General features: G+C 71.0%; 21 protein-coding genes. 9 read left to right on the forward strand and 12 right to left on the reverse strand.

What is annotated here, in order from left to right; genetic code table 11:
- Positions 1 to 65: 65 nt before the first annotated feature.
- From MR1_RS03615 to aztB, 5 genes are all read right to left on the reverse strand, one after another.
- Positions 66 to 287, reverse strand: coding sequence for a hypothetical protein (locus MR1_RS03615; protein WP_067243320.1), 222 nt, complete (start codon positions 285 to 287; stop codon positions 66 to 68).
- A gap of 226 nt (positions 288 to 513) precedes the next feature.
- A complete protein-coding gene (gene aztD, locus MR1_RS03620) occupies positions 514 to 1,719 on the reverse strand; it encodes a zinc metallochaperone AztD (protein ID WP_067243321.1) in 1,206 nt (401 codons plus the stop codon).
- A 26-nt stretch (positions 1,720 to 1,745) separates the two neighbouring features.
- Positions 1,746 to 2,651, reverse strand: a complete 906-nt coding sequence (gene aztC, locus MR1_RS03625) for a zinc ABC transporter substrate-binding protein AztC (RefSeq protein WP_067243322.1) — start codon at positions 2,649 to 2,651, stop codon at positions 1,746 to 1,748.
- Positions 2,648 to 3,838: a hypothetical protein gene (locus MR1_RS03630; protein WP_067243323.1), complete on the reverse strand. Its 1,191-nt coding sequence runs from the start codon at positions 3,836 to 3,838 to the stop codon at positions 2,648 to 2,650. Before MR1_RS03630 ends, aztC begins: the two co-directional genes overlap by 4 nt.
- 17 nt (positions 3,839 to 3,855) lie before the next feature.
- Complete coding sequence (gene aztB, locus MR1_RS03635) at positions 3,856 to 4,764, reverse strand: zinc ABC transporter permease AztB (protein ID WP_174522505.1); 909 nt, start codon at positions 4,762 to 4,764, stop codon at positions 3,856 to 3,858.
- A 62-nt stretch (positions 4,765 to 4,826) separates the two neighbouring features.
- Between aztB and MR1_RS03640 the strand changes: the two genes are divergently transcribed.
- Complete coding sequence (locus MR1_RS03640) at positions 4,827 to 5,513, forward strand: metal ABC transporter ATP-binding protein (protein ID WP_067243348.1); 687 nt, start codon at positions 4,827 to 4,829, stop codon at positions 5,511 to 5,513.
- Here the strand turns inward: MR1_RS03640 and MR1_RS03645 are convergent.
- Positions 5,507 to 6,178, reverse strand: a complete 672-nt coding sequence (locus MR1_RS03645) for a GntR family transcriptional regulator (protein ID WP_067243324.1) — start codon at positions 6,176 to 6,178, stop codon at positions 5,507 to 5,509. The genes MR1_RS03640 and MR1_RS03645 overlap by 7 nt on opposite strands.
- An 86-nt stretch (positions 6,179 to 6,264) precedes the next feature.
- Here MR1_RS03645 and MR1_RS03650 point away from each other — a divergent pair, with 86 nt between their 5' ends.
- From MR1_RS03650 to MR1_RS03660, 3 genes are all read left to right on the forward strand, one after another.
- Positions 6,265 to 7,002 carry a DsbA family protein gene (locus MR1_RS03650; protein WP_084344342.1) on the forward strand — a complete coding sequence of 246 codons (738 nt, stop codon included), beginning with the start codon at positions 6,265 to 6,267 and terminating at the stop codon, positions 7,000 to 7,002.
- 1 nt (position 7,003) lies between these two features.
- Positions 7,004 to 7,846 carry a cytochrome c biogenesis CcdA family protein gene (locus MR1_RS03655; RefSeq protein ID WP_067243325.1) on the forward strand — a complete coding sequence of 281 codons (843 nt, stop codon included), beginning with the start codon at positions 7,004 to 7,006 and terminating at the stop codon, positions 7,844 to 7,846.
- Positions 7,847 to 7,993: 147 nt separating this feature from the next.
- The gene (locus tag MR1_RS03660; protein WP_067243350.1) at positions 7,994 to 8,200 is read left to right on the forward strand and encodes a DUF6458 family protein; all 207 of its coding nucleotides are present in this window, start codon (positions 7,994 to 7,996) and stop codon (positions 8,198 to 8,200) included.
- Between the two features lie 17 nt (positions 8,201 to 8,217).
- On the opposite strand, the gene MR1_RS03665 is transcribed toward MR1_RS03660, so the two are convergent.
- The 3 genes from MR1_RS03665 to MR1_RS03675 form a co-directional block, all read right to left on the reverse strand.
- Positions 8,218 to 9,759: a helix-turn-helix transcriptional regulator gene (locus MR1_RS03665; protein WP_157517884.1), complete on the reverse strand. Its 1,542-nt coding sequence runs from the start codon at positions 9,757 to 9,759 to the stop codon at positions 8,218 to 8,220.
- A gap of 101 nt (positions 9,760 to 9,860) precedes the next feature.
- Positions 9,861 to 10,910 carry a LacI family DNA-binding transcriptional regulator gene (locus MR1_RS03670; protein WP_067243327.1) on the reverse strand — a complete coding sequence of 350 codons (1,050 nt, stop codon included), beginning with the start codon at positions 10,908 to 10,910 and terminating at the stop codon, positions 9,861 to 9,863.
- Positions 10,911 to 11,023: 113 nt separating this feature from the next.
- On the reverse strand, positions 11,024 to 11,257 hold the full coding sequence (locus tag MR1_RS03675) for a hypothetical protein (RefSeq protein WP_157517885.1): 234 nt from the start codon (positions 11,255 to 11,257) through the stop codon (positions 11,024 to 11,026).
- A gap of 143 nt (positions 11,258 to 11,400) precedes the next feature.
- On the opposite strand from MR1_RS03675, the gene MR1_RS03680 reads away from it, so the two are divergent.
- From MR1_RS03680 to MR1_RS03695, 4 genes are read left to right on the forward strand one after another with little or no spacing between them, the layout of a single operon-like run.
- Positions 11,401 to 11,754, forward strand: a complete 354-nt coding sequence (locus tag MR1_RS03680; protein WP_067243329.1) for a VOC family protein — start codon at positions 11,401 to 11,403, stop codon at positions 11,752 to 11,754.
- Positions 11,751 to 12,194: a MarR family winged helix-turn-helix transcriptional regulator gene (locus MR1_RS03685; RefSeq protein ID WP_067243330.1), complete on the forward strand. Its 444-nt coding sequence runs from the start codon at positions 11,751 to 11,753 to the stop codon at positions 12,192 to 12,194. Before MR1_RS03680 ends, MR1_RS03685 begins: the two co-directional genes overlap by 4 nt.
- Positions 12,187 to 12,990, forward strand: a complete 804-nt coding sequence (locus MR1_RS03690) for a class I SAM-dependent methyltransferase (RefSeq protein WP_067243331.1) — start codon at positions 12,187 to 12,189, stop codon at positions 12,988 to 12,990. Before MR1_RS03685 ends, MR1_RS03690 begins: the two co-directional genes overlap by 8 nt.
- Before the next feature lie 51 nt (positions 12,991 to 13,041).
- A complete protein-coding gene (locus tag MR1_RS03695; protein ID WP_067243332.1) occupies positions 13,042 to 13,443 on the forward strand; it encodes a VOC family protein in 402 nt (133 codons plus the stop codon).
- A gap of 760 nt (positions 13,444 to 14,203) precedes the next feature.
- Here the strand turns inward: MR1_RS03695 and MR1_RS19260 are convergent.
- Complete coding sequence (locus MR1_RS19260; protein ID WP_169797646.1) at positions 14,204 to 14,563, reverse strand: DUF732 domain-containing protein; 360 nt, start codon at positions 14,561 to 14,563, stop codon at positions 14,204 to 14,206.
- A gap of 125 nt (positions 14,564 to 14,688) precedes the next feature.
- Between MR1_RS19260 and MR1_RS03705 the strand changes: the two genes are divergently transcribed.
- Positions 14,689 to 14,868, forward strand: a complete 180-nt coding sequence (locus MR1_RS03705; protein WP_067243334.1) for a hypothetical protein — start codon at positions 14,689 to 14,691, stop codon at positions 14,866 to 14,868.
- A gap of 100 nt (positions 14,869 to 14,968) precedes the next feature.
- Here MR1_RS03705 and MR1_RS03710 read toward each other — a convergent pair whose 3' ends face one another.
- Both MR1_RS03710 and MR1_RS03715 read right to left on the reverse strand, forming a co-directional pair.
- A complete protein-coding gene (locus MR1_RS03710; protein WP_067243335.1) occupies positions 14,969 to 15,481 on the reverse strand; it encodes a hypothetical protein in 513 nt (170 codons plus the stop codon).
- Entirely contained in the window at positions 15,478 to 17,079 is a 1,602-nt protein-coding gene (locus MR1_RS03715; RefSeq protein ID WP_067243336.1) for a NucA/NucB deoxyribonuclease domain-containing protein, read from the reverse strand. Before MR1_RS03715 ends, MR1_RS03710 begins: the two co-directional genes overlap by 4 nt.
- Positions 17,080 to 17,249 lie beyond the last annotated feature (170 nt).

Below are 17,249 nucleotides of genomic sequence, written 5' to 3' on the forward strand. Positions count from 1 at the left end.
CGACAGGGGGTTCCGTCCGGCGGCGACAACGGGCACAATCGCCGCCGCCGGACGTGCGCGTCGCGTCAGCGCAGGGCACGGCGCCGACGGCGCCCCGCCTCCTCCACGGCCTTCTTGATCTTCTTCGCCGCCCGCTTCCGCGACTTCTGCGCCTCGGGGCTGGTCCACAGCCGCTCGATCTGGTGGCGCAGGTCCTCGTAGTCCTTGCCGCGGGAGCGGCCGGCCTCCACCCCGACGATGTACGCCGCGACGACGACGATGGCGATGATCAGGACGTTCTTGCCCATGGCTCTTCCTTCCCGTGAACTGTCGTGGGACGCGCCGGGCGCCTTCCGCCCGCGACCGCGTCACACTTCCGAGACGGATGCCGGAGGTCGATCGTCACGCACTCACACCCTTCTCGGAGTCTGTTCCAGGACAGTCCGGTTCCCAGGCGAACGCGAGGGGGTTGCGCCCGGGCCGCACCGGACCCCGCGTCGCCCGGCCGGAGGGTACGGCCGGGCGACGGTGGCGTCAGCCGTGGGCGACGGCGAGCTCGTTCGGCGTGTGGTCGAGCTCGACGCTCGCCACGGTCTTGCCCGTGGTGAGGTCGACGGCGTGCACCGCGTTCGCGGCGGGCTCGGTGACGTACGCGATGTCGCCGCTCACACGGATGGCGGGGTGGGCGTCCTGCCATTGCGCCGGCCCCTGCCACGGCTCGATCACGGGGTAGGCGTCGGTGATCTCCCCCGTCTCCGGGTCGAGCACGTGGATCTTCCCGTCCGTGCTGAGGATGTAGGCCTGGTCCTCCGGACCGCGGGCGACATCGCGGAAGGTGTACTGCACCTCGTCCGGGAGGTCCACGACGCGGGACGTGCCCGCTGCCGTGTCGATGAGGGTCACCGCGTTCAGGAGGTATCCCTCGGCATCCGGATCGCTCTTGTAGTCGCCGACGACGATCGGGCTCGTCTCGGAGACGAACGCGTTGCCCATCCGGCCGTACGGGTCGGGCGCGCTCAACTTGCGGAAGGTCCCGTCCCGGTACAGCAGCGCGCCGTCCTCGCATCCGAAGACGACGGCCTCGCCCATCGCCGTCCCCTCGCCGTGGATGCCCGGGCACTCGGCGTTGACGGAGATCTGTTCCCAGCCTCCGTCCTTCCCGGCGAGCGCCGTCGCGCCGGTCCGTCCGGTGTCGTCTCCCACGGTGGTGAGGAGCGTGCCGTCGGACAGGACGATCGAGACGCCGTGGTGGGGCGCCGCGGCCGTGTAGGTCTCTCCCTCGGGGAGCGACGCGTACCCGTCCGCGAAGATCTCGGTGTCGAGGATCGTCGTCCTCCCGGTCCCGTCGTCGAAGAGCACGGTCCGGCCGTCGTGGACGACCACGTGCCCCGGGGTGGTCGCGTCGAACACGAGGTCGGTCAGCTCCGGCTGGGCGGTGTCCAGCATCTGGAAGCCCTTCGAGGTCGTCACCGCGATCGTCCGGCCGTCGCCGAAATCGTTGAGCCGGGTGAAGGTCTCGGATTCCAGCTCCGCGACGACCTCCAGGGTGGTCGGGTCGAGCACCGCGATGCCGTTCTCGTACGAGACGGCGACGCGACCGGTGGTCGATCCGGAATCCGTCGCGACCGTGCCTTGGTCGGACGCGGGCGTACCGTCCGCGGCGGCGGGCGCGCAGCCGGTCGCGGCCAGCGCGAGCCCGGCGAGCCCGGCAGCCGTCGTCCATCGGATGTGTTTCTTCATCTTCTCTCTTTCTGGGTGGGGGGGTCTCAGCGACGGAGGCCCTGGGCGATGCGCTCCGTGTTGGTGCGCATCATGGTGAGATAGGTGTCCGCGCCCTCGCCGGGCCCGGTCAGCGACTCGGTGAACAGCTCGACGACGTCCACCCGGATCCCGGCCTCCCGGGCGAGCACCTGGACGAGCCGGTCCGGCTGCGAGGACTCCGCGAAGATCGTGGGCACCCCGGCCTCCTCGATCGCGACGGCGAGGTCGCGGAGGTCCGCCGCGCTGGGTGCGGCGAGCGTCGTGCCGCCCGGGATGACGGCGCCGACGATCCGGAAGCCGAATCGGTCGGCCAGGTAGCCGAAGACGTGGTGGTTCGTGACGAGGGCGCGATGGTCCTCGGGGATCGCAGAGAACGCCGTCGTCATCTCGGCGTCGAGATCCGCCAGCTCGGCGCGATAGGCGTCGGCGTGCGCGCGGATCGCGCCCTCGTCGATGCCGTCGATCCCCGCCAGCGCGTCCTCGAGCGCGTCGACCACGTCGACCATGCGCTGCGGGTCGGTCCAGAAGTGCGGATCCGGGGCGCCGTCATTCTCGGGACCGTACGCGAGGACCTCGATGGCGTTACCCGCGACGACCATGTCGACGCCGGATTCCGCGGCGCGGTCGAGATGCTGCTGCAGCCCCTCCTCCAGCCCGAGCCCGTTCGACACCGCGAGGTCGGCCGTCCCGAGGAGCGCGGCCTCCTGCGCCGAGATCTCGAACGAGTGCGGGTCGGCGTTCGGCTTCATGAGCGTCGTCACGTCGGCCTGATCGCCCGCCACGGCGCGCACGACGTCCCCGAGGATGTTCGTGGTCACGACGATCTGGGGCCGGGTCCCGGACGACGACGGAGCCGCACATCCGGCGAGCGCGAGCACCAGGCCCAGCAGGAGCGCCGCCCACCGTCTCATCGCCCGACCTCCGTGAACAGCGCCGGTGCGACGGCGGGTTCCAGGGTCCGGGCGACGCGCGCGCCGTCCGCGTAGGCGATCTCGTGCACCACGCCGCCGACCGGGTCGTTCAGGTAGGCGCGCTGGGCGTCGACGACGAGCGCCGCCGCCTCCGCGGGACCGGAGACCAGCGGTTCCGTCACCGCGACCTCCACACCGTCCACGAACACGCGGACCCGCCCCTCGGCGTCAAGCGCGACGACATGGCCGTCGGCGTCGTCGACGGCCACGACGCGCGCCAGGTCCGCGTCGACGCGCACGAGCTCCCAGGCTCGCGCCCGCGTGTCGAGCAGCCAGTACCCGGCGCCGGGCGCGACACCGGCGACGGTGGGCCGACCTTTCCGTCCGTCCAGCGCCGCGGGCGCCGGAGCGCCGCCGGGGATCGGGATCCGTTCCACCGCGTCGCTCTCGCCCAGCAGCAGTGCGCCGTCGGCGCACCCCACGACCAGCCCCGCGCGGGTGGTGATCGCACCGCTCGCATCCGGGCAGGGCGCCGGTGCCCCCGTCTCCTCGCCCTCCTCGTCGAGCAGGCGGATCTCACCGCCCGAGACGAGCGCGGCACCGTCCGCTCTGGGGGCGAGCAGCCCCGGCGCCGCCGCGTCGATCCGGAGGCGCTCGACGATCTCGCCGCGCGAGAGCGCCGCGTTGTCCAGCAGGACGGCCTCCCCGCTGCCGCCGAAGAAGAGCCCCGTCGTCCCCGCCGTCGACAGCGGCCCGGTGGCCACGACGACGGGGCCGGAACCGGGGACGGTCCCGATCACCCGCGGCTCCGCGCGGTAGTAGTGGTAGTGGTCCCCGTGGTCCCAGGTCCACACGCCGCTGTCGATGACCTCCGCTCCCTCCTCGGTCGTGACGAACGCGTACCGTCCGTCGGAGGCGAGGGCGGTCGGGCTGCCGACCGGATCCAGCGTCGTCGCGGCTCCGTCGAGGAGGTCGAGGATCCCGACGCCTCCGTGCGCGTCGACGGAGAGGATCTGCAGCGGCGGCTCGGCGACCTCCTCCGCCCCGGACACCGCGCCGTGACCGTCGCCCGCCGGAGCGGAGGAGGCGGACGGGGGTGCGGACGGCCCGGACGCGCTCGCGCATCCGGTGAGGGCCAGTGCGAGGGCGAGGAGCGCGACCCCGCTGTGACGTGGGAGGACGGACATGTGTTCCTTTCGACGGATCATCGCGACGCTCCGGCCGCGAGAGGGGTGAGGGTCGGCGCGCCGTCCGCCGCAGCCCTCTCGCGGAGCGTTCGGCTCCGGCCCGCGGCGCGTCCACGGACGCTCGCCCGGAGTCCTGCGGAGGCGGCGGCGAGGGCCACCGCGGAGAAGGCGATGGACGCCCCGGCCGCGGTCCCCGCGTGCCAGGACACGACGAGACCCCCGAGGACGGCCAGCACGCCGACCCCCGAGGCCAGCGCCATCGTCGCCGGGATCCGACGCGTCCACAGGCGAGCGGCGACGGCGGGCGCGAGGAGCAGTCCGACGACGAGCAGCGATCCCACCGCCTGGAACGAGGCGACAACCGCCAGCGTGACGAGCCCCACGAGGGCCACGTGCGCCCGCTGCGGGTGCAGCCCCTGGGCGAGGGCGATGCGTCGGTCGAAGGCTGCCACGACGAACGAGCGATGGAAGACCACCGCGACCACGACCGTGACGGCGAGGGCCAGTGCGAGCGCCCCGATGTCGGCCGAGCCGATCGCGAGCACGTCGCCGAAGAGCAGGGCCGTCGCGTCGGTGGCGAAGCTGCGCGAGTGGGAGACGACGATGACGCCCAGCGAGAGCATGCCCACGAACAGCAGGCCGATGCTCGTGTCGTAGGACAGTCGCCCTCTCCGCTGGAGGAGCCCGACCGCGGTGCTCATCACCACGGCCGAGACCGCCGCACCGAGCAGCACCGGTGCGCCGACGACCGTGGCGATCGCCACGCCGGGCAGCATGCCGTGCCCGATCGCCTCACCGAGGAACGCCATCCCTCGGATCACCACCCAGGTCCCGACGATCCCGCACACGAGGGCGACGAGAGCGCCGCCGATCAGAGCGTTCAGGACGAACGGTGTCCCGAGGGGATCGAGGAGCCAGGACAGCATGCGGATCGTTCCTCTTTCCGAAGTTGATAATGAGAATCGTTCTCAACGGTAGCATGGCGGTCATGAGCTCCCGAACCACCGCCCCCTCGCTGCGATCCGTCCGCGCCGGCTACGACGGACCCGATGTCCTGCACGATCTGTCCCTCCGCTTCGCCCCCGGCGAGATCACGGCGGTCACCGGACCGAACGGATCCGGGAAGTCGACCCTCCTCGAGCTCCTCGCCGGCGGCATCCGGCCCCGCGCGGGGACGGTGAGCCGCAGCGGCACGATCGGGCTGGTCGTGCAGCGACTCGCTGCCGCCGACGCCTTGCCGCTGACGGCGGAGGACGTCGTCCGCATCGGCACCTGGGGCGCGGCCGGTCGGCGGATGACCCGTGGGCGACGACGGCTCGCCGTGTCCGAGGCGATCGCGCGCGTCGCCCTCAGCGGCCTGGAGCGCAGGCCCTTTGGGGAGCTCTCCGGCGGTCAGCGGCAGCGGGCGCTCCTCGCCCAGGGGATCGTGTGCCGCCCGGACGTCCTGCTCCTCGACGAGCCGACCGCCGGGCTCGATGCTGCGAGCACGGAGCGCACCCGCGTGATCCTGGCCGAGGAGTCCGCCCGGGGTGCGGCGGTGGTCTGCGTCACCCACGACGATGACGCGCTCGGCGCCGGACGGGTCGTCCACCTGGAAGCCGGCCGGGTCACGGCCGACCGGTCGCGATCCGGCCGGTACGCCGCGGAGGAGTGCCGGCGGAGTTCCCGTCAGTGAAACGTCGTCGCATCGTCGAAGCCGAAGGAGGACAGAGGGCGGACGCCCGTCTCCGCGATGTGGTCCCGCAGCGCAGCGGTGAAGCCCTCGCCATCTCCGGACCGCAGCAGGCCGGTGAGCGCCTCGTGCTCTGAGATGATCTCCTCGCAGCGCCGCAGGAGACGGTCCCCCGCCTGGAAGAGGACGAAACGCTGACGGTCGGCGAGGCGATCGTAGAGTTCCAGGAGCACCCCGTTGCCTCCCGCCTCGACGAACCCTCGGTGGAATCGCAGCGTGAGTTCGATGAACTCGCGGATGTCCCCGTCCGCGAACGCGGCGCGCTGATCGGCGAGGGAGGACTCCATCCGGTCCGCCAGGCGGCAGCGGAGCGCCTCCGGAGCGCGGGCCACGGAGGTCGACTCCAGGGCGAGCCGCGCGTCGCCGAGCTCCGCGACCGCGCGTTCGGAGAGCCCCTGCACGACCGCGCCGCGCTTGGGGTAGATGACGATCCAGCCCTCGTCCTGAAGGCGCGCGAGCGCGGCACGGACCGGCGTGCGGCTCAGCCCCATCGACGACGCCAGCGATGCCTCGCCGAGCATCTCCCCGGGAGCGTGGGTGCCGTCGAGGATGTGATCGCGGATGACGATGTACGCGCGCGACGACGCGCTCAGGTCGTTCTCCGTCACGGGCGGTCCTCCAGGAAGGTGAGTCCAGGGTACAGCCGGGGCGTACGCCGGATCGGACTCTTGAATGCCAGTTGTATCCTAGATCCATGAGCGAATCCCCGCGCCCGGACCCGACCGAGCTGACCTCGAAGCTCACCTTCTACCGGCGGCTGACGGCGGCGCTCGCAGTCGTCGTCGTCTTCCTGGGGATCGTCGTCGTCGCCCAGTTGACCATGAACACGGGCTCCGCCGCCCCCGCGGCCCAGCCGACGACGAGCTCATCCCCGGAGGTCCCCGAACTCGCCCGCCGCGATCCGGACGACCCCATGGCGCTCGGGAAGGTCGACGCCCCCGTCGCGCTCGTGCAGTGGACCGACCTGCGCTGCCCGTTCTGCGCCGCGGTGCACCGCGACACCATCCCGACGATCATCGAGGAGTACGTCGACAAGGGCCTCGTGCGGCTCGAGGTCCGCGACGTGGCCTTCTTCGGCGAGCAGTCCGAGGACGCGGCCGTCGCAGCCCGCGCGGCCGGGGAGCAGGGACGCTTCTTCGAGTACCTCGACGCCGTCTACGCGGCCGCCCCGGACAGCGGTCACCCGGACCTCCCCCGCGAGAAGCTCATCGCCTTCGCGAAGGAGGCCGGGATCCCGGATCTGGACCGATTCACCGCCGACCTGGACGACCCCGCCGTGCGCGCGGCGGCACAGGCGAGCACCGCCGAGGCCCAGCGCCTGGGCGTGAGCGCCGTCCCCTTCTTCGTCGCCAACGACACCGCCCTGTCGGGCGCACAGCCGGTCGCCGTCTTCCGTGACTTCCTGGACCGGGCGATCGCACAGAAGGGCTGAGATGGACATCGGCCTCCTCGGAGCGCTGGTGGGCGGCGTCCTGACGCTGCTGAGCCCGTGCTCGGTCATGCTCCTTCCAGCGTTCTTCTCGTACGCGTTCACGAACCCCGCGAAGCTCGTCGCCCGGACCGGGATCTTCTACCTGGGCCTCATCACGACCCTGGTGCCGCTCGGCGTCCTGGCCGGAACGCTCGGCGCCTTCGTCACCCAGCATCGCCTGGTCTTCGTCAGCGCGGCCTCCGTCGTCGTGATCCTCCTCGGCCTCCTCATGGTGCTGAACGTCCCGGTTCCGTTCCTGCGCGGGGGCAAGGGCGTCGAGAGCACGACGCCCGCATCGGTCTACGCGCTCGGCACCGTATACGGGCTGGCGGGCGTCTGCGCCGGCCCGCTGCTCGGAGCGGTGCTCACGGTCGCCGCGCTGAGCGGGAACGCACTCCACGGCGGCATCGTGCTCCTCTTCTTCGCCGCGGGGATGACCTTGCCCCTCCTGGTCCTCGCGCTCCTGTGGAGCCGGCTGCCGTTCGTGCGGCGGCTCGTCCGCCCCCGGGAGGTGCGTCTCGGGCGGTGGCGGAACACGTGGACCGGCCTCGTCGGCGGTCTGCTGACCATCGCCCTGGGCGTGTTCCTCCTCGTCACCGCGGGCACGTCGTCGCTCGGAGGGGTCCTCTCCGCCTCCGACCAGGTCCGGATCGAGGGCTGGGCCTACGAGGCCACCCGCGGCGTGCCGGACATCCTCGTCCTCCTCATCGTCGTGTTCGTGGCCGCGGGCGTCGCCGGGCTGATGGCCCTCCGTGCCCGCCGAACGGCGGCGCCGAGCAGCGCACTCGCAGCGGACGAGGACTGAGCCGAACCCTTCGGGCGACAGGGGTGCGGACGGTGCGGCGGCGGGGCCGGCCCCGGAGGACCCCCTCCCCGACGCGCCCTGTCAAGGCCCTGTCCGTGCGGATCCGCTCCCGGCATGCTCGACGCGAGCGCGACCGAAGGAGGAGCCATGACCATCGGCACCGGAATCGTCCTGTTCGTGATCGGCGCGATCCTGACATTCGCGATCGACATCGACGTCCAGGGCGTGGATCTCGACATGATCGGATACATCCTGATGGGCGCCGGTGCGGTGGCGTTCCTCATCGGGCTGATCCTGCTCCTCGTGCGCCGCGGTCGGCCGCGGGCCGAAGCGATCGACGACGACGTGGTCTGAGCACCGACCCGGCCCGGTCACGCCAGGACGGCGGCGGCGAGACCCAGGCGACCTCGCACCTGCAGCTTCCGATAGATGTTGCCGAGATGCACCTCGACGGTGCGGTCGGAGATGTCCAACGCCGCACCGATCTCGCGATTGGTCCGACCAGCTGCCACGAGCTGAGCGATCTGCTGCTCCCGGTCCGTCAGTTGCTCCGGCAGTCGCGGGAGTGCGGCGGCGGGGATCGGGTGCGTCTTCCGGGTGACGGCGGACGATCGTCGGCCCGCGGCGGCGGCCGTCGTGCGGGCGGCCTGGTCCCCCGGCCCCGGCGCCGGGAGCATCGCCCCCGTCGCCTCACTCAGCTCCGGAAGCACGCCCTTGAGCTGCCGCAGCAGGCCGCCGAGCGCACCGCCGGCCATGCCGGCGAGGGGCAGCCGCGGGAGGGCGCTCCGAAGCACCGCTCCCGCGCCGTCGACATCCCCGACATGAGCGAGGAACCCGACCTGGTGCAGTCGTACGGCCGCCTCCACCGCCGGGGACACGGCCCCGTCGCGAAGCTGCCACGGCCACTCGGGCGCCGCGCGCCCCAGCGCGAGGAACATCCGCGCCTGCAGACGGTCCGCTTCGCGCGGATCCTCGCTCCGGGCGTCGGCGATCTCGGCGAGCTCAGCCAGGTGCAGCGCATCGGCCGCCGTCGCCGCCGCCGGCGCGAGGGCGAGCTGCTGCCTCGCCAGCCGCTCGCCGAGATTCGCTCCGTCACGGTCGCCGAACCCGCGGGCAGCGCGGAGCAGCACGGCGGCACGCTCACGCGTGCCCGGATCGCCGTTCTCCGTCAGCGCCCCGAGGATCCGGGTGGCGGAGAGATCGGCCCCGCTCATCAGCGCCGCCTGCGCCCGGAGCAGCTCCACGCGGGCCCGCGCCTCCGCGGATGTGCGCAGCGCCGCGTCCGTGGCGACGTAGTAGGCGGCCGAGCTCGCCCCGGACTTCAGCAGACGCGAGGCGAGGTGCATCAGCGAGCGGACGAGGTCGCCGTCCACCGACATGCCGGATTTCGCCAGATGCCACGGGGCGAGCGCGAAGTCTCGGGCATCCATGGCCTTCGCCAGCGATCGATGGATCGCGATCCGCGCCTCGGGATCAGCGCCCTTCCGCAGCGCGAGGCGCAGGCGCGGATCGGAGAAGCGGAACGTGCCGTCCGCGGCGAACCGCAGCGCACCGTCGGCGGGGCCCGAGACGACGTCGTCCAGCTCCGTGGCCGCGGCGGCGAGGACGACGTCGAGGGAGTCCACGACGCTGAACGCGGCCGTCATCAGCAGACGTCGCCCCGCGGCCGACAGGCCGTCCAGCCCCTCGAACGCACGGTCGAGGAGGACAGGGCCCACGGGCAGGGTCTTCGGAAGCATCTCTCGGCCCGCGAGCTGATCGGCGGTCAGCTGAGCGGCCATCTCGCGGAGCACGTCCGCGTCCCGGAGGGTCTCGGAGGCGAGGCGACCGGCGATGTGCGCGGCGACGGGGACGCCGAGGACCGCCAGGTTCTCGCTGGCCCACTCGACATCGCTCAACGAAACCGGTTCCATCCTCTCGCGATGCTAGAGCACCCGGCGATGCGCGATCCCTCTCGTACGGGCTTACCCGTATACCGGAAAGCACCACGGCTCTCCGTCGAGACTCCGCGGCGTCAGCCGGCCGCGACCACGGGCGGACGCCCGGTGGATCCGCGCACCACGAGGGACGTGGGCAGGGTGAGATCGGGCCGCCGCTCCCCCCGCAGAAGCGCCAGCAGCGTCGTCGCGGCGGCGGTGCCCTTCGCGTCCACGTCCTGCCGGACCGTCGTCAGCGGCGGCGACACCCGCGCGGCGAGCGGGCTGTCGTCGAAGCCGACGACGGAGAGGTCCTCGGGGACGCGGAGCCCGCGGTCGCGGGCCTGACCGATGACCTCGAGCGCAGCCAGGTCCGAGAACGCGAGAACGGCGGTCGGCGGGTCGTCCAGCATCGCCGCGATGCGCTCGCGCAGCACGTCGTCGACGTCGAAGCCCGGTGTCCCGACGATCCGCGGCACGACCCCGGCACCGGTGAGGACGCTCGCCCATCCGTCCAGGCGTCGGCCGATCGTCCCCGATGCACGGCCACGGTGAGCGGGGTCGAGAGGCTCGTCCGCGGCGTCGACCGAGGTCACGACGACGGCGATGTCGCGATGGCCCTGCTCGAGCAGGTGCGCGGCCGCCTGCCCGCTGCCCGCCGCGTCGTCGAGAAGGATGCGAGGCTCGTCTCCGAGCGGCGCGGACTCGACCGTGACCACAGGGAGCCGACGCTCGCGCAGCGCGGTGACCTCGCGGGCACGGGGCGCGCAGGAGTACACGATGGCGCCGTCCATCGCGATGTCGCGAACCGGGTCGACATCGCTGCGCTCGGACGAGTGCAGCAGCACCAGCGAGTACCCCTCGTCGGCGAGCGTCGCCGCGACCGCGCGGAGGAATCCGACCGCGACCTCGTCCGCGAAGGCATCCCGCGGCGAGTTGGTCAGGACGACGCCGATCACACCGGTGCGCCCCCGGGCCAGCGCCCGCCCGGCAGGGTCCGGGCCGGAGTACCCGAGGCGCGCGGCGGCGTCGAGGATCTGCGCCCGGAGCGCCGCGGAGAGCTGATCCGGACGGGAGAACGCGTTCGAGACGGTCATGCGGCTCACGCCGACCTCGTCGGCGATCGTCTGCAGCGTCACGCGCGCCATCTCGCTCCCTCGTTCCCCTCCATTCTGGCCCAGGCCAGGGAGAGGAACGCCGTCGACGATCGCGGTCGCCGCATCCGCCGGGCGCGGAGGGATCCCCGCGGCGCCCGCGTACGTCACACCGGGATGCGCTCGGCCGCGGCGCCGGGGCAGGGATCGATGACGGCGGCGAACCGACGGAGGAGCCGGGCGAGCCCGATGCGGATCCGCGCCCCGGCGGCTCGACGCCGCCGTGCGCGGGCGTGCCGCTCCCGGGCGTACACGTTCTCGCGTCGGCGGTCCTGGTCCCCGCTCCGCCGCGTCGTCTGCGCGTCCGCCTCGACCAACGCGGCGATCATCGCCCGTTCCATGGCGACCCCCGTTCTGTATCGGTACAGAGATGACGATACTGTACCGGTACAGAGTCGTCAAGAGAGACGCCGAAGCTCGAGCGCGGTGCGGACGCCGCGAGTCCCAATTGACAGGGTCCTGTCAATTGCGTGAGGATGACGTCATGACCCCCTCCGCGACGCTGCGGCGCCTCATCCTCTCCGTGTCGGACCTCGACCGGGCGATCGCCTTCTACGCCGGTGCGCTCGGCCTGCAGGAGACCGAGCGGACCGACGGGCTCGCGTGGCTGCGGACCGGCGACGGCGTGGAGGTCATGCTGCACGAGCGCCGGCCCGAGCCGTCGGACACCGCCGTGGCCGCCGGATTCGCGACGGTCGGTCTCGAGGATGCCGTCGACCGATGCGTCGGCACCGGGGGCGTGGTCGTGGACGAGGTGGAGACGAGGCCATGGGGCGAGCGGATGGCGGTGCTCCGGGACCCGGACGGCCACCTCCTGTGCGTGAGCGAGGGGCGTTGACCTCCGCGGGGGCGCTGACGGCGCTCGTCGACGAGACCTTCCGCCTCGCGGACGCCTTCTCGCGCGCCGGGGACGCCCTCGTCGCCGAGGAGGGGCTGACCGCCGCACGGTGGCTGACACTGGGAGCGGTCGCGCACGGCCCGCTGAGCGTCGCGGGGATCGCCCGGCGCCGCGGCATGCGCCGGCAGTCCGCCAACGAGTCCGTCGCCCAGCTGGAGAGGGCGGGACTGGTCGTCCGGCGCCCCGATCCGGCCGATGCGCGCGCGCCGCTGGTCCATCTCACCGACGAGGGACGCCGCGCGCTCGACCGGATCCGGCCACGGCGTCTGGCGTGGGCGGCGGACGCCGCAGCCGGCGCGTCGGAGGCGGACCTGACCGCGGCCGTCGACCTGCTCCGGCGGATCCGCACGACGCTCGAGACGGGAGCCCGCGATGAGTGACCAGACGCCGCATCTCGGCGGCCGCCGCGCGGCGGACGGCAGCGCGGGCGACGCCGACTACGGGGCGGTCGGCGGCTCCTATGCCGCCTTCCGCCGTGCCGACCCCCGGATCGCCCGCCGGATCTCGGACGCGCTCGGGGATGCCGCCTCCGTGCTCAACGTCGGAGCCGGGGCGGGAAGCTACGAGCCCACGGACCGGAGCGTGACCGCGGTCGAGCCCTCCGAGACGATGCGACGGCACCGCCGCGCACCGCTCCCGCCCGCGGTCGACGCCGTCGCCGAGGCCCTTCCGTTCCCGGACGACGCCTTCGACGCGTCCATGACGACCTTCTCCGTCCACCAGTGGAGCGACCTGGAAGCGGGCCTCGCCGAGATGCGGCGGGTCACCCGCGGGCCGGTCGTGATCCTCACCTGCGACCCCGACCTCCTGGACCGGTTCTGGCTCGGCCGGTACGCGCCCGAGGTCATCGCCACCGAGCGCCGCCGGTATCCGACCACGACACGACTCCGGGCGGCGCTCGGCGGGAGCGTGACGGTCGAGCCGGTCCCGATCCCGCAGGACTGCACCGACGGCTTCAACGAGGCCTACTACGCGCGACCGGAGCGCCTCCTCTCCGCCTCGGCGCGGGCGGCGTGCTCCGCATGGAGCTTCATCGACCCCGCGGTCGCCGCGGCCTACACCCGAGACCTCGGGCGTGCTCTGGACACCGGCCAATGGGATGCCGACTACGGCCACCTCCGCACGCAACCCTTCTTCGAGGGGTCGTTGGTCCTCGTCCGCGCCGTCCCGTCCTGACCGGGTGCCGCATCTACCGCTCCCCCACGATCCGACCTCAGGAGGTCTCCCATGTTCGAACCGATCGGCGGGTTCAGCGGCTTCTCCGTGCGCAGCGCTCGCGCGACCCGTCAGTTCTATCGAGACGTGCTCGGCCTGGACGTACGCCCCCATGGCTATGGGACGTTCGTCACCCTCCCCGGCGGGAACACCGTCTTCTTCTACCCCAAGGGCGCCCGCCACCGACCAGCCGACTTCACGATCCTGAACCTCGTCGTGCCCAACATCGACGCGGCCGTCGACGCCCTCGCCTCCCGAGGCGTGGAGTTCGAGCATTACCCGCACACCGATGCGAAGGGCATCCAGCGCGGCCTCGCGAGCGGTCGCGGGCCGGACCAGGCCTGGTTCACGGACCCCTCCGGGAACATCCTCTCCGTCCTCGTGGACGATGCCGGAGGCGACGGCACTCGGTGAGGGTTGCGCCGGGAGTCGCGCGACGCCTGGACCCGGCGACTCAGACGCTATTGCGCGCCCGCCCAGGGCGGCCGCCGCACGGCGACCATGCTTCGCTCCACCATGCCCCCAACCGCGAACCGCCCCCGTTCTCCTCGGAGAGGTGGGGTCAGTTTCGTCGTTTGCTCATGAGTGAGGCGGGGAGTTCACCTTAGCGGCTCGATAAGACCTCGTCATGAGGAGGTACCAGCCCAACATCGCGATCACCGCGACGGCATAGAACCATACCCGGAACTCGTCGAAGACATACCCCATCCAGACGCCTGCCACGAAAACCACCAATGCGGCGATGGTGGCGAGGAGGTGACTTGTTGGGCGGGTGATGGTCCGGAACCAACCGTTCGACGGACCTGCTGATTGTGCAGTCATGATCGTATTTACCCTCCGACGTCTATCGGCACGGAGCCTCGAGGTAGGTGTCGACCCACCAGACGGGAGGCACAGCGGGCGCCGTAGTCAGGGTAACCTGGACGCACCTCTTCGGATTCGAGTTCTCTGCAACACCAGCGTTGTAAGCCAAAACCACACCGGCCGCGATGCATACGCTGCCCCGGCTGGATCTCCGAAGCGCCCGGGTACTCCTGGGACACGAAGGCGGCACTCGCTGGCCAGGACGTCCCGGTGAAGGTCAACGACCACACCCTGAATGGCTGCCGGTACGTCGTCGCGACGACCGACTCGATGTGGCGGCCAGCGCTGAACTGGACGCTCGCGGCCTGAGCTACCAACCGTTGGCGACCTTCGGGAGCTGGTCGTCACACAACACGGTCGCGCTGCCGATGATCATGTTCGCCGCGACAATCTGCGCGAATCCGTTGCGCGTGAACTGGTCCTCGATCTCTGCGGGTTTGACGCCCGACTCGAGCGCCAGGCACACGCTGTGCCCGACCGCGATGATCTCGTCGTCGCTCTGCCCGGCGATGGCCTCGCCCAGCTCGGCCCGCGCTGTCTCAACGAGGGTCGCTTCACGCACGGCGGCGCTGATCGTCGGCTCCGGCGTCGGTGTCGCGACGGCAGCCGTGCGCGTCGGCGTCGGCGTGCTTGCGGTGGCTGGCGCTGAGCATCCGGCGAACGCGAGCACGGCTGCGAGAGCGGCTGGGGCTACGAGACGACGCATGCGCTCAGCGTAGCGGCCCTACGGCCGCGCATTCTTCCCGGCGCGATGCCGGGTAGGCCCCGTGATGGGCTCTCACGAAAGGGGCCGTGATGCCCAGAGAACAGATCACGCACAACCGGATCGAGGAACGCTCGATGCCGCGGCGGTCCTACGCCGGGGACCAAGCGGACGCCGAGATCCGCGACCTGCTGAAGCACGCCGAGGAGGAGGCCGCCGCTGCTGCACGAGCGTACGAGCACATCGGTGAGTACGCGACCAAGAGCCACTAGGTGTATTGACCCGGATCGTTGTTGACGCAAGAGAGGGCTCCGCGGTCGAGTTGGAGCGGGCTAGGTGTAGTGCCCATGGGCACTACACCTAGCCCGCTCGTCACATGTAAGTGTCGAACTCCTTGCTCTTCTCGGACGCGATGATCGTCTGCTCGGTGACGCCTTCGGGAGGCGTAGGCCAGATGTCGACGAGGTATTGATCCGGTGCGGTCTCTTCCACACGCTCGGGCTGGGGAAGGTCTCGTCCGCGGCCGAGGACGCGGACGCCATACGTCCCGGGGCCGGGGAGGAGGTCCGGCGGGATCCTGATCGCATCCGAGCTCTGGGGGACCAGATTGCCGCTCGGGGAGTCGATGGTGGTGATCGCCATGTCCTCCCACTCCGTCATGTCCGCCTCCGGCGGCTCCGTGTCGAAGACACGGATATGGACGCGGACGTAGCCGGTGTGAGTGGGCGTGAGAATCGCGAAGCGATCCCGGTGATCGAGGCTCTCGACGAGGATGCCGCCGATGGTGCGGGTTCGGTCCTCAGGCGGGATGCCGTCGTCGGCGAATGGCCCGAAGTTCAGCTTCGAGTACCAGGTCTTCATGCGTTCTTCGACGTGCTCGATCATGAGACCTTCACCTTGTACTTGTCGTTCACGATGACACGCATCGCCCGGTAGAAGCTATTGAGCTGGTCGCCGCCCTTTCCATTTTGCACGCCGTCGACCTGGCACCGGCTGAAACCCATCGGACCGGACCCGGGCACGGCCGCCCATCGGCATCCTGCGAAGACGCGGGCGTCGCCGCCGGAGGCGGCGCCCTGGTTACTCGACGCGAACGGATACTCGTCGCACTGGAAGCCGGGATCGCGCTTCAGGCTGGACGGGCATGCCTTGTTCCGGTTCCTGTCGATTACCGCCGAGCTTGCTCGCGTAAGGTCGCTCGTCAAGCCCGAGTTGATGGCCTTCGAGACATGAAGCGCCACACCGGATGCTTCACCCAGCCAGAGAAGGGTGAAGACCGGGACGACCTGGGGGAACACGCAGCCCTTCCCGCTCAGTTGCGGGGTGTTGTTGTCGCAGCGCGGAACAACGCTTGTGGTCGTGTACTTAGCTGCCTTGTCGATCCCCGGGGACGTGATCGTGTAGCCCCAGCCCGATACGACATTGTTGGCGTTCCCTGTCGGAACGTCGCCGACGACGGTACCTGTCATCGACGTCCAGGAGCTCGAGCCGACGAAAGTTGCGCTGCCCTGTGCCGAGTAGCAGTTGAATCCGCAGAGCGGCTGGCCGCTGTAGGTAAATGCTCGCCCGATGGCCACGCCTGTAGTCGCGCTAATTCGGACGTATGCGTTGCTGTCGATCTTGGTGGTGTTGCTGTTGGTTCTGGTCGTAGCGTGCGAGACTCCGACCGTCGTGAACGATCCGATAGTCTGCCCGGTGCGGTTGACGAGGCGCGACACCACGGTGTTGCTGGCACACGCCTGGATGCGGGAGATGTACTTGGTCTTGGTCGCTGTCGCGCACCCAGAAGGGGGCGCCGTGCTCGCCGTAGCGTCGACGCCGGAATCGGAACCGTCATCTTCCTCCGGGACCTCCTCCTCGGCAAGCGGAGCCACGACGCCGCCGGCAGCAGCACACTCCTGCAAGCCCGCGATCGCATCAGACCCAAGCTCAAGCTCGCACGCTCCTGCTGCGGCGATCAGTTCCGGATCGGGCGCCTGGAACTCACTGCGGAGAGGGGCGGAGCCACCTCCGAGCAGCTCTTCAGGGTCGATGCCCGCTCGCTCGAACTCCGCACGTGCCTCCGGGGTGAGTTCGTCCGCCGAGATGTCTGCGACCAGAAACTGCACCTCGCCCAGTCCGGGCACGGTCACAGAGTCCTTACCGTCCTGGTCCACCTGAACTGCGCCGTCTCCCGCTTCCGGATCCACATAGAACTCGCCGAGCGGCGAGTCAAAGATCTCGACGCCGAGCTCCTCGTCGAAGCTGACCCGCTCCAGCGACTGGTCGGGATCGGCTCCGATCGAATCCAGGTATAGCTCGCCGTTGTCCCCGTCGAGCGAGTCGTACTCGGCGTCCTGATCAGCATCAGCAGCCTGATGACCATAGGAAGTGCCCGAGGCAGCGGGCGCGGGATGCGCCGATGCGAGCAGGGGTGGTGCACAGAGCCCCAGCGTGAGGCCTGCAACTGCCGCGGTGACGGAAAGCCGTCGCAGTGTCTTCATTTGTTCTCTTCTCAATCAGGTGGGACTCGCCATGAGCCCAATACGGCTGTTGCCGGACCCGCCAGGTTGGTTACACCCGAATTGCACAGTGCGCGCCGCCATCACCGTGACCACATCCGCTGTGCGCTTCCCGACCGCGGCGCCTCGTCAGGCGCTTCGGGTTATCGAGA

The organism is Microbacterium resistens NBRC 103078 (assembly GCF_001552355.1).
Taxonomy (GTDB): domain Bacteria; phylum Actinomycetota; class Actinomycetes; order Actinomycetales; family Microbacteriaceae; genus Microbacterium; species Microbacterium resistens.

Excerpts from the sequence above, each read along its gene's own strand:
- MR1_RS03670 (WP_067243327.1), bottom strand. The coding sequence starts at position 10,910 with ATGGCGCGCGTGACGCTGCAGACGATCGCCGACGAGGTCGGCGTGAGC.
- aztB (WP_174522505.1), bottom strand. The coding sequence starts at position 4,764 with ATGCTGTCCTGGCTCCTCGATCCCCTCGGGACACCGTTCGTCCTGAAC.
- MR1_RS03715 (WP_067243336.1), bottom strand. The coding sequence starts at position 17,079 with ATGAAGACACTGCGACGGCTTTCCGTCACCGCGGCAGTTGCAGGCCTC.
- MR1_RS03650 (WP_084344342.1), top strand. The coding sequence starts at position 6,265 with ATGAGCGAATCCCCGCGCCCGGACCCGACCGAGCTGACCTCGAAGCTC.
- MR1_RS03695 (WP_067243332.1), top strand. The coding sequence starts at position 13,042 with ATGTTCGAACCGATCGGCGGGTTCAGCGGCTTCTCCGTGCGCAGCGCT.
- MR1_RS03680 (WP_067243329.1), top strand. The coding sequence starts at position 11,401 with ATGACCCCCTCCGCGACGCTGCGGCGCCTCATCCTCTCCGTGTCGGAC.
- MR1_RS03640 (WP_067243348.1), top strand. The coding sequence starts at position 4,827 with ATGAGCTCCCGAACCACCGCCCCCTCGCTGCGATCCGTCCGCGCCGGC.
- MR1_RS03665 (WP_157517884.1), bottom strand. The coding sequence starts at position 9,759 with ATGGAACCGGTTTCGTTGAGCGATGTCGAGTGGGCCAGCGAGAACCTG.
- aztC (WP_067243322.1), bottom strand. The coding sequence starts at position 2,651 with ATGAGACGGTGGGCGGCGCTCCTGCTGGGCCTGGTGCTCGCGCTCGCC.
- aztD (WP_067243321.1), bottom strand. The coding sequence starts at position 1,719 with ATGAAGAAACACATCCGATGGACGACGGCTGCCGGGCTCGCCGGGCTC.
- MR1_RS03660 (WP_067243350.1), top strand. The coding sequence starts at position 7,994 with ATGACCATCGGCACCGGAATCGTCCTGTTCGTGATCGGCGCGATCCTG.
- MR1_RS03690 (WP_067243331.1), top strand. The coding sequence starts at position 12,187 with ATGAGTGACCAGACGCCGCATCTCGGCGGCCGCCGCGCGGCGGACGGC.
- MR1_RS03630 (WP_067243323.1), bottom strand. The coding sequence starts at position 3,838 with ATGTCCGTCCTCCCACGTCACAGCGGGGTCGCGCTCCTCGCCCTCGCA.
- MR1_RS03615 (WP_067243320.1), bottom strand. The coding sequence starts at position 287 with ATGGGCAAGAACGTCCTGATCATCGCCATCGTCGTCGTCGCGGCGTAC.
- MR1_RS03710 (WP_067243335.1), bottom strand. The coding sequence starts at position 15,481 with ATGATCGAGCACGTCGAAGAACGCATGAAGACCTGGTACTCGAAGCTG.
- MR1_RS03675 (WP_157517885.1), bottom strand. The coding sequence starts at position 11,257 with ATGGAACGGGCGATGATCGCCGCGTTGGTCGAGGCGGACGCGCAGACG.
- MR1_RS03655 (WP_067243325.1), top strand. The coding sequence starts at position 7,004 with ATGGACATCGGCCTCCTCGGAGCGCTGGTGGGCGGCGTCCTGACGCTG.
- MR1_RS03705 (WP_067243334.1), top strand. The coding sequence starts at position 14,689 with ATGCCCAGAGAACAGATCACGCACAACCGGATCGAGGAACGCTCGATG.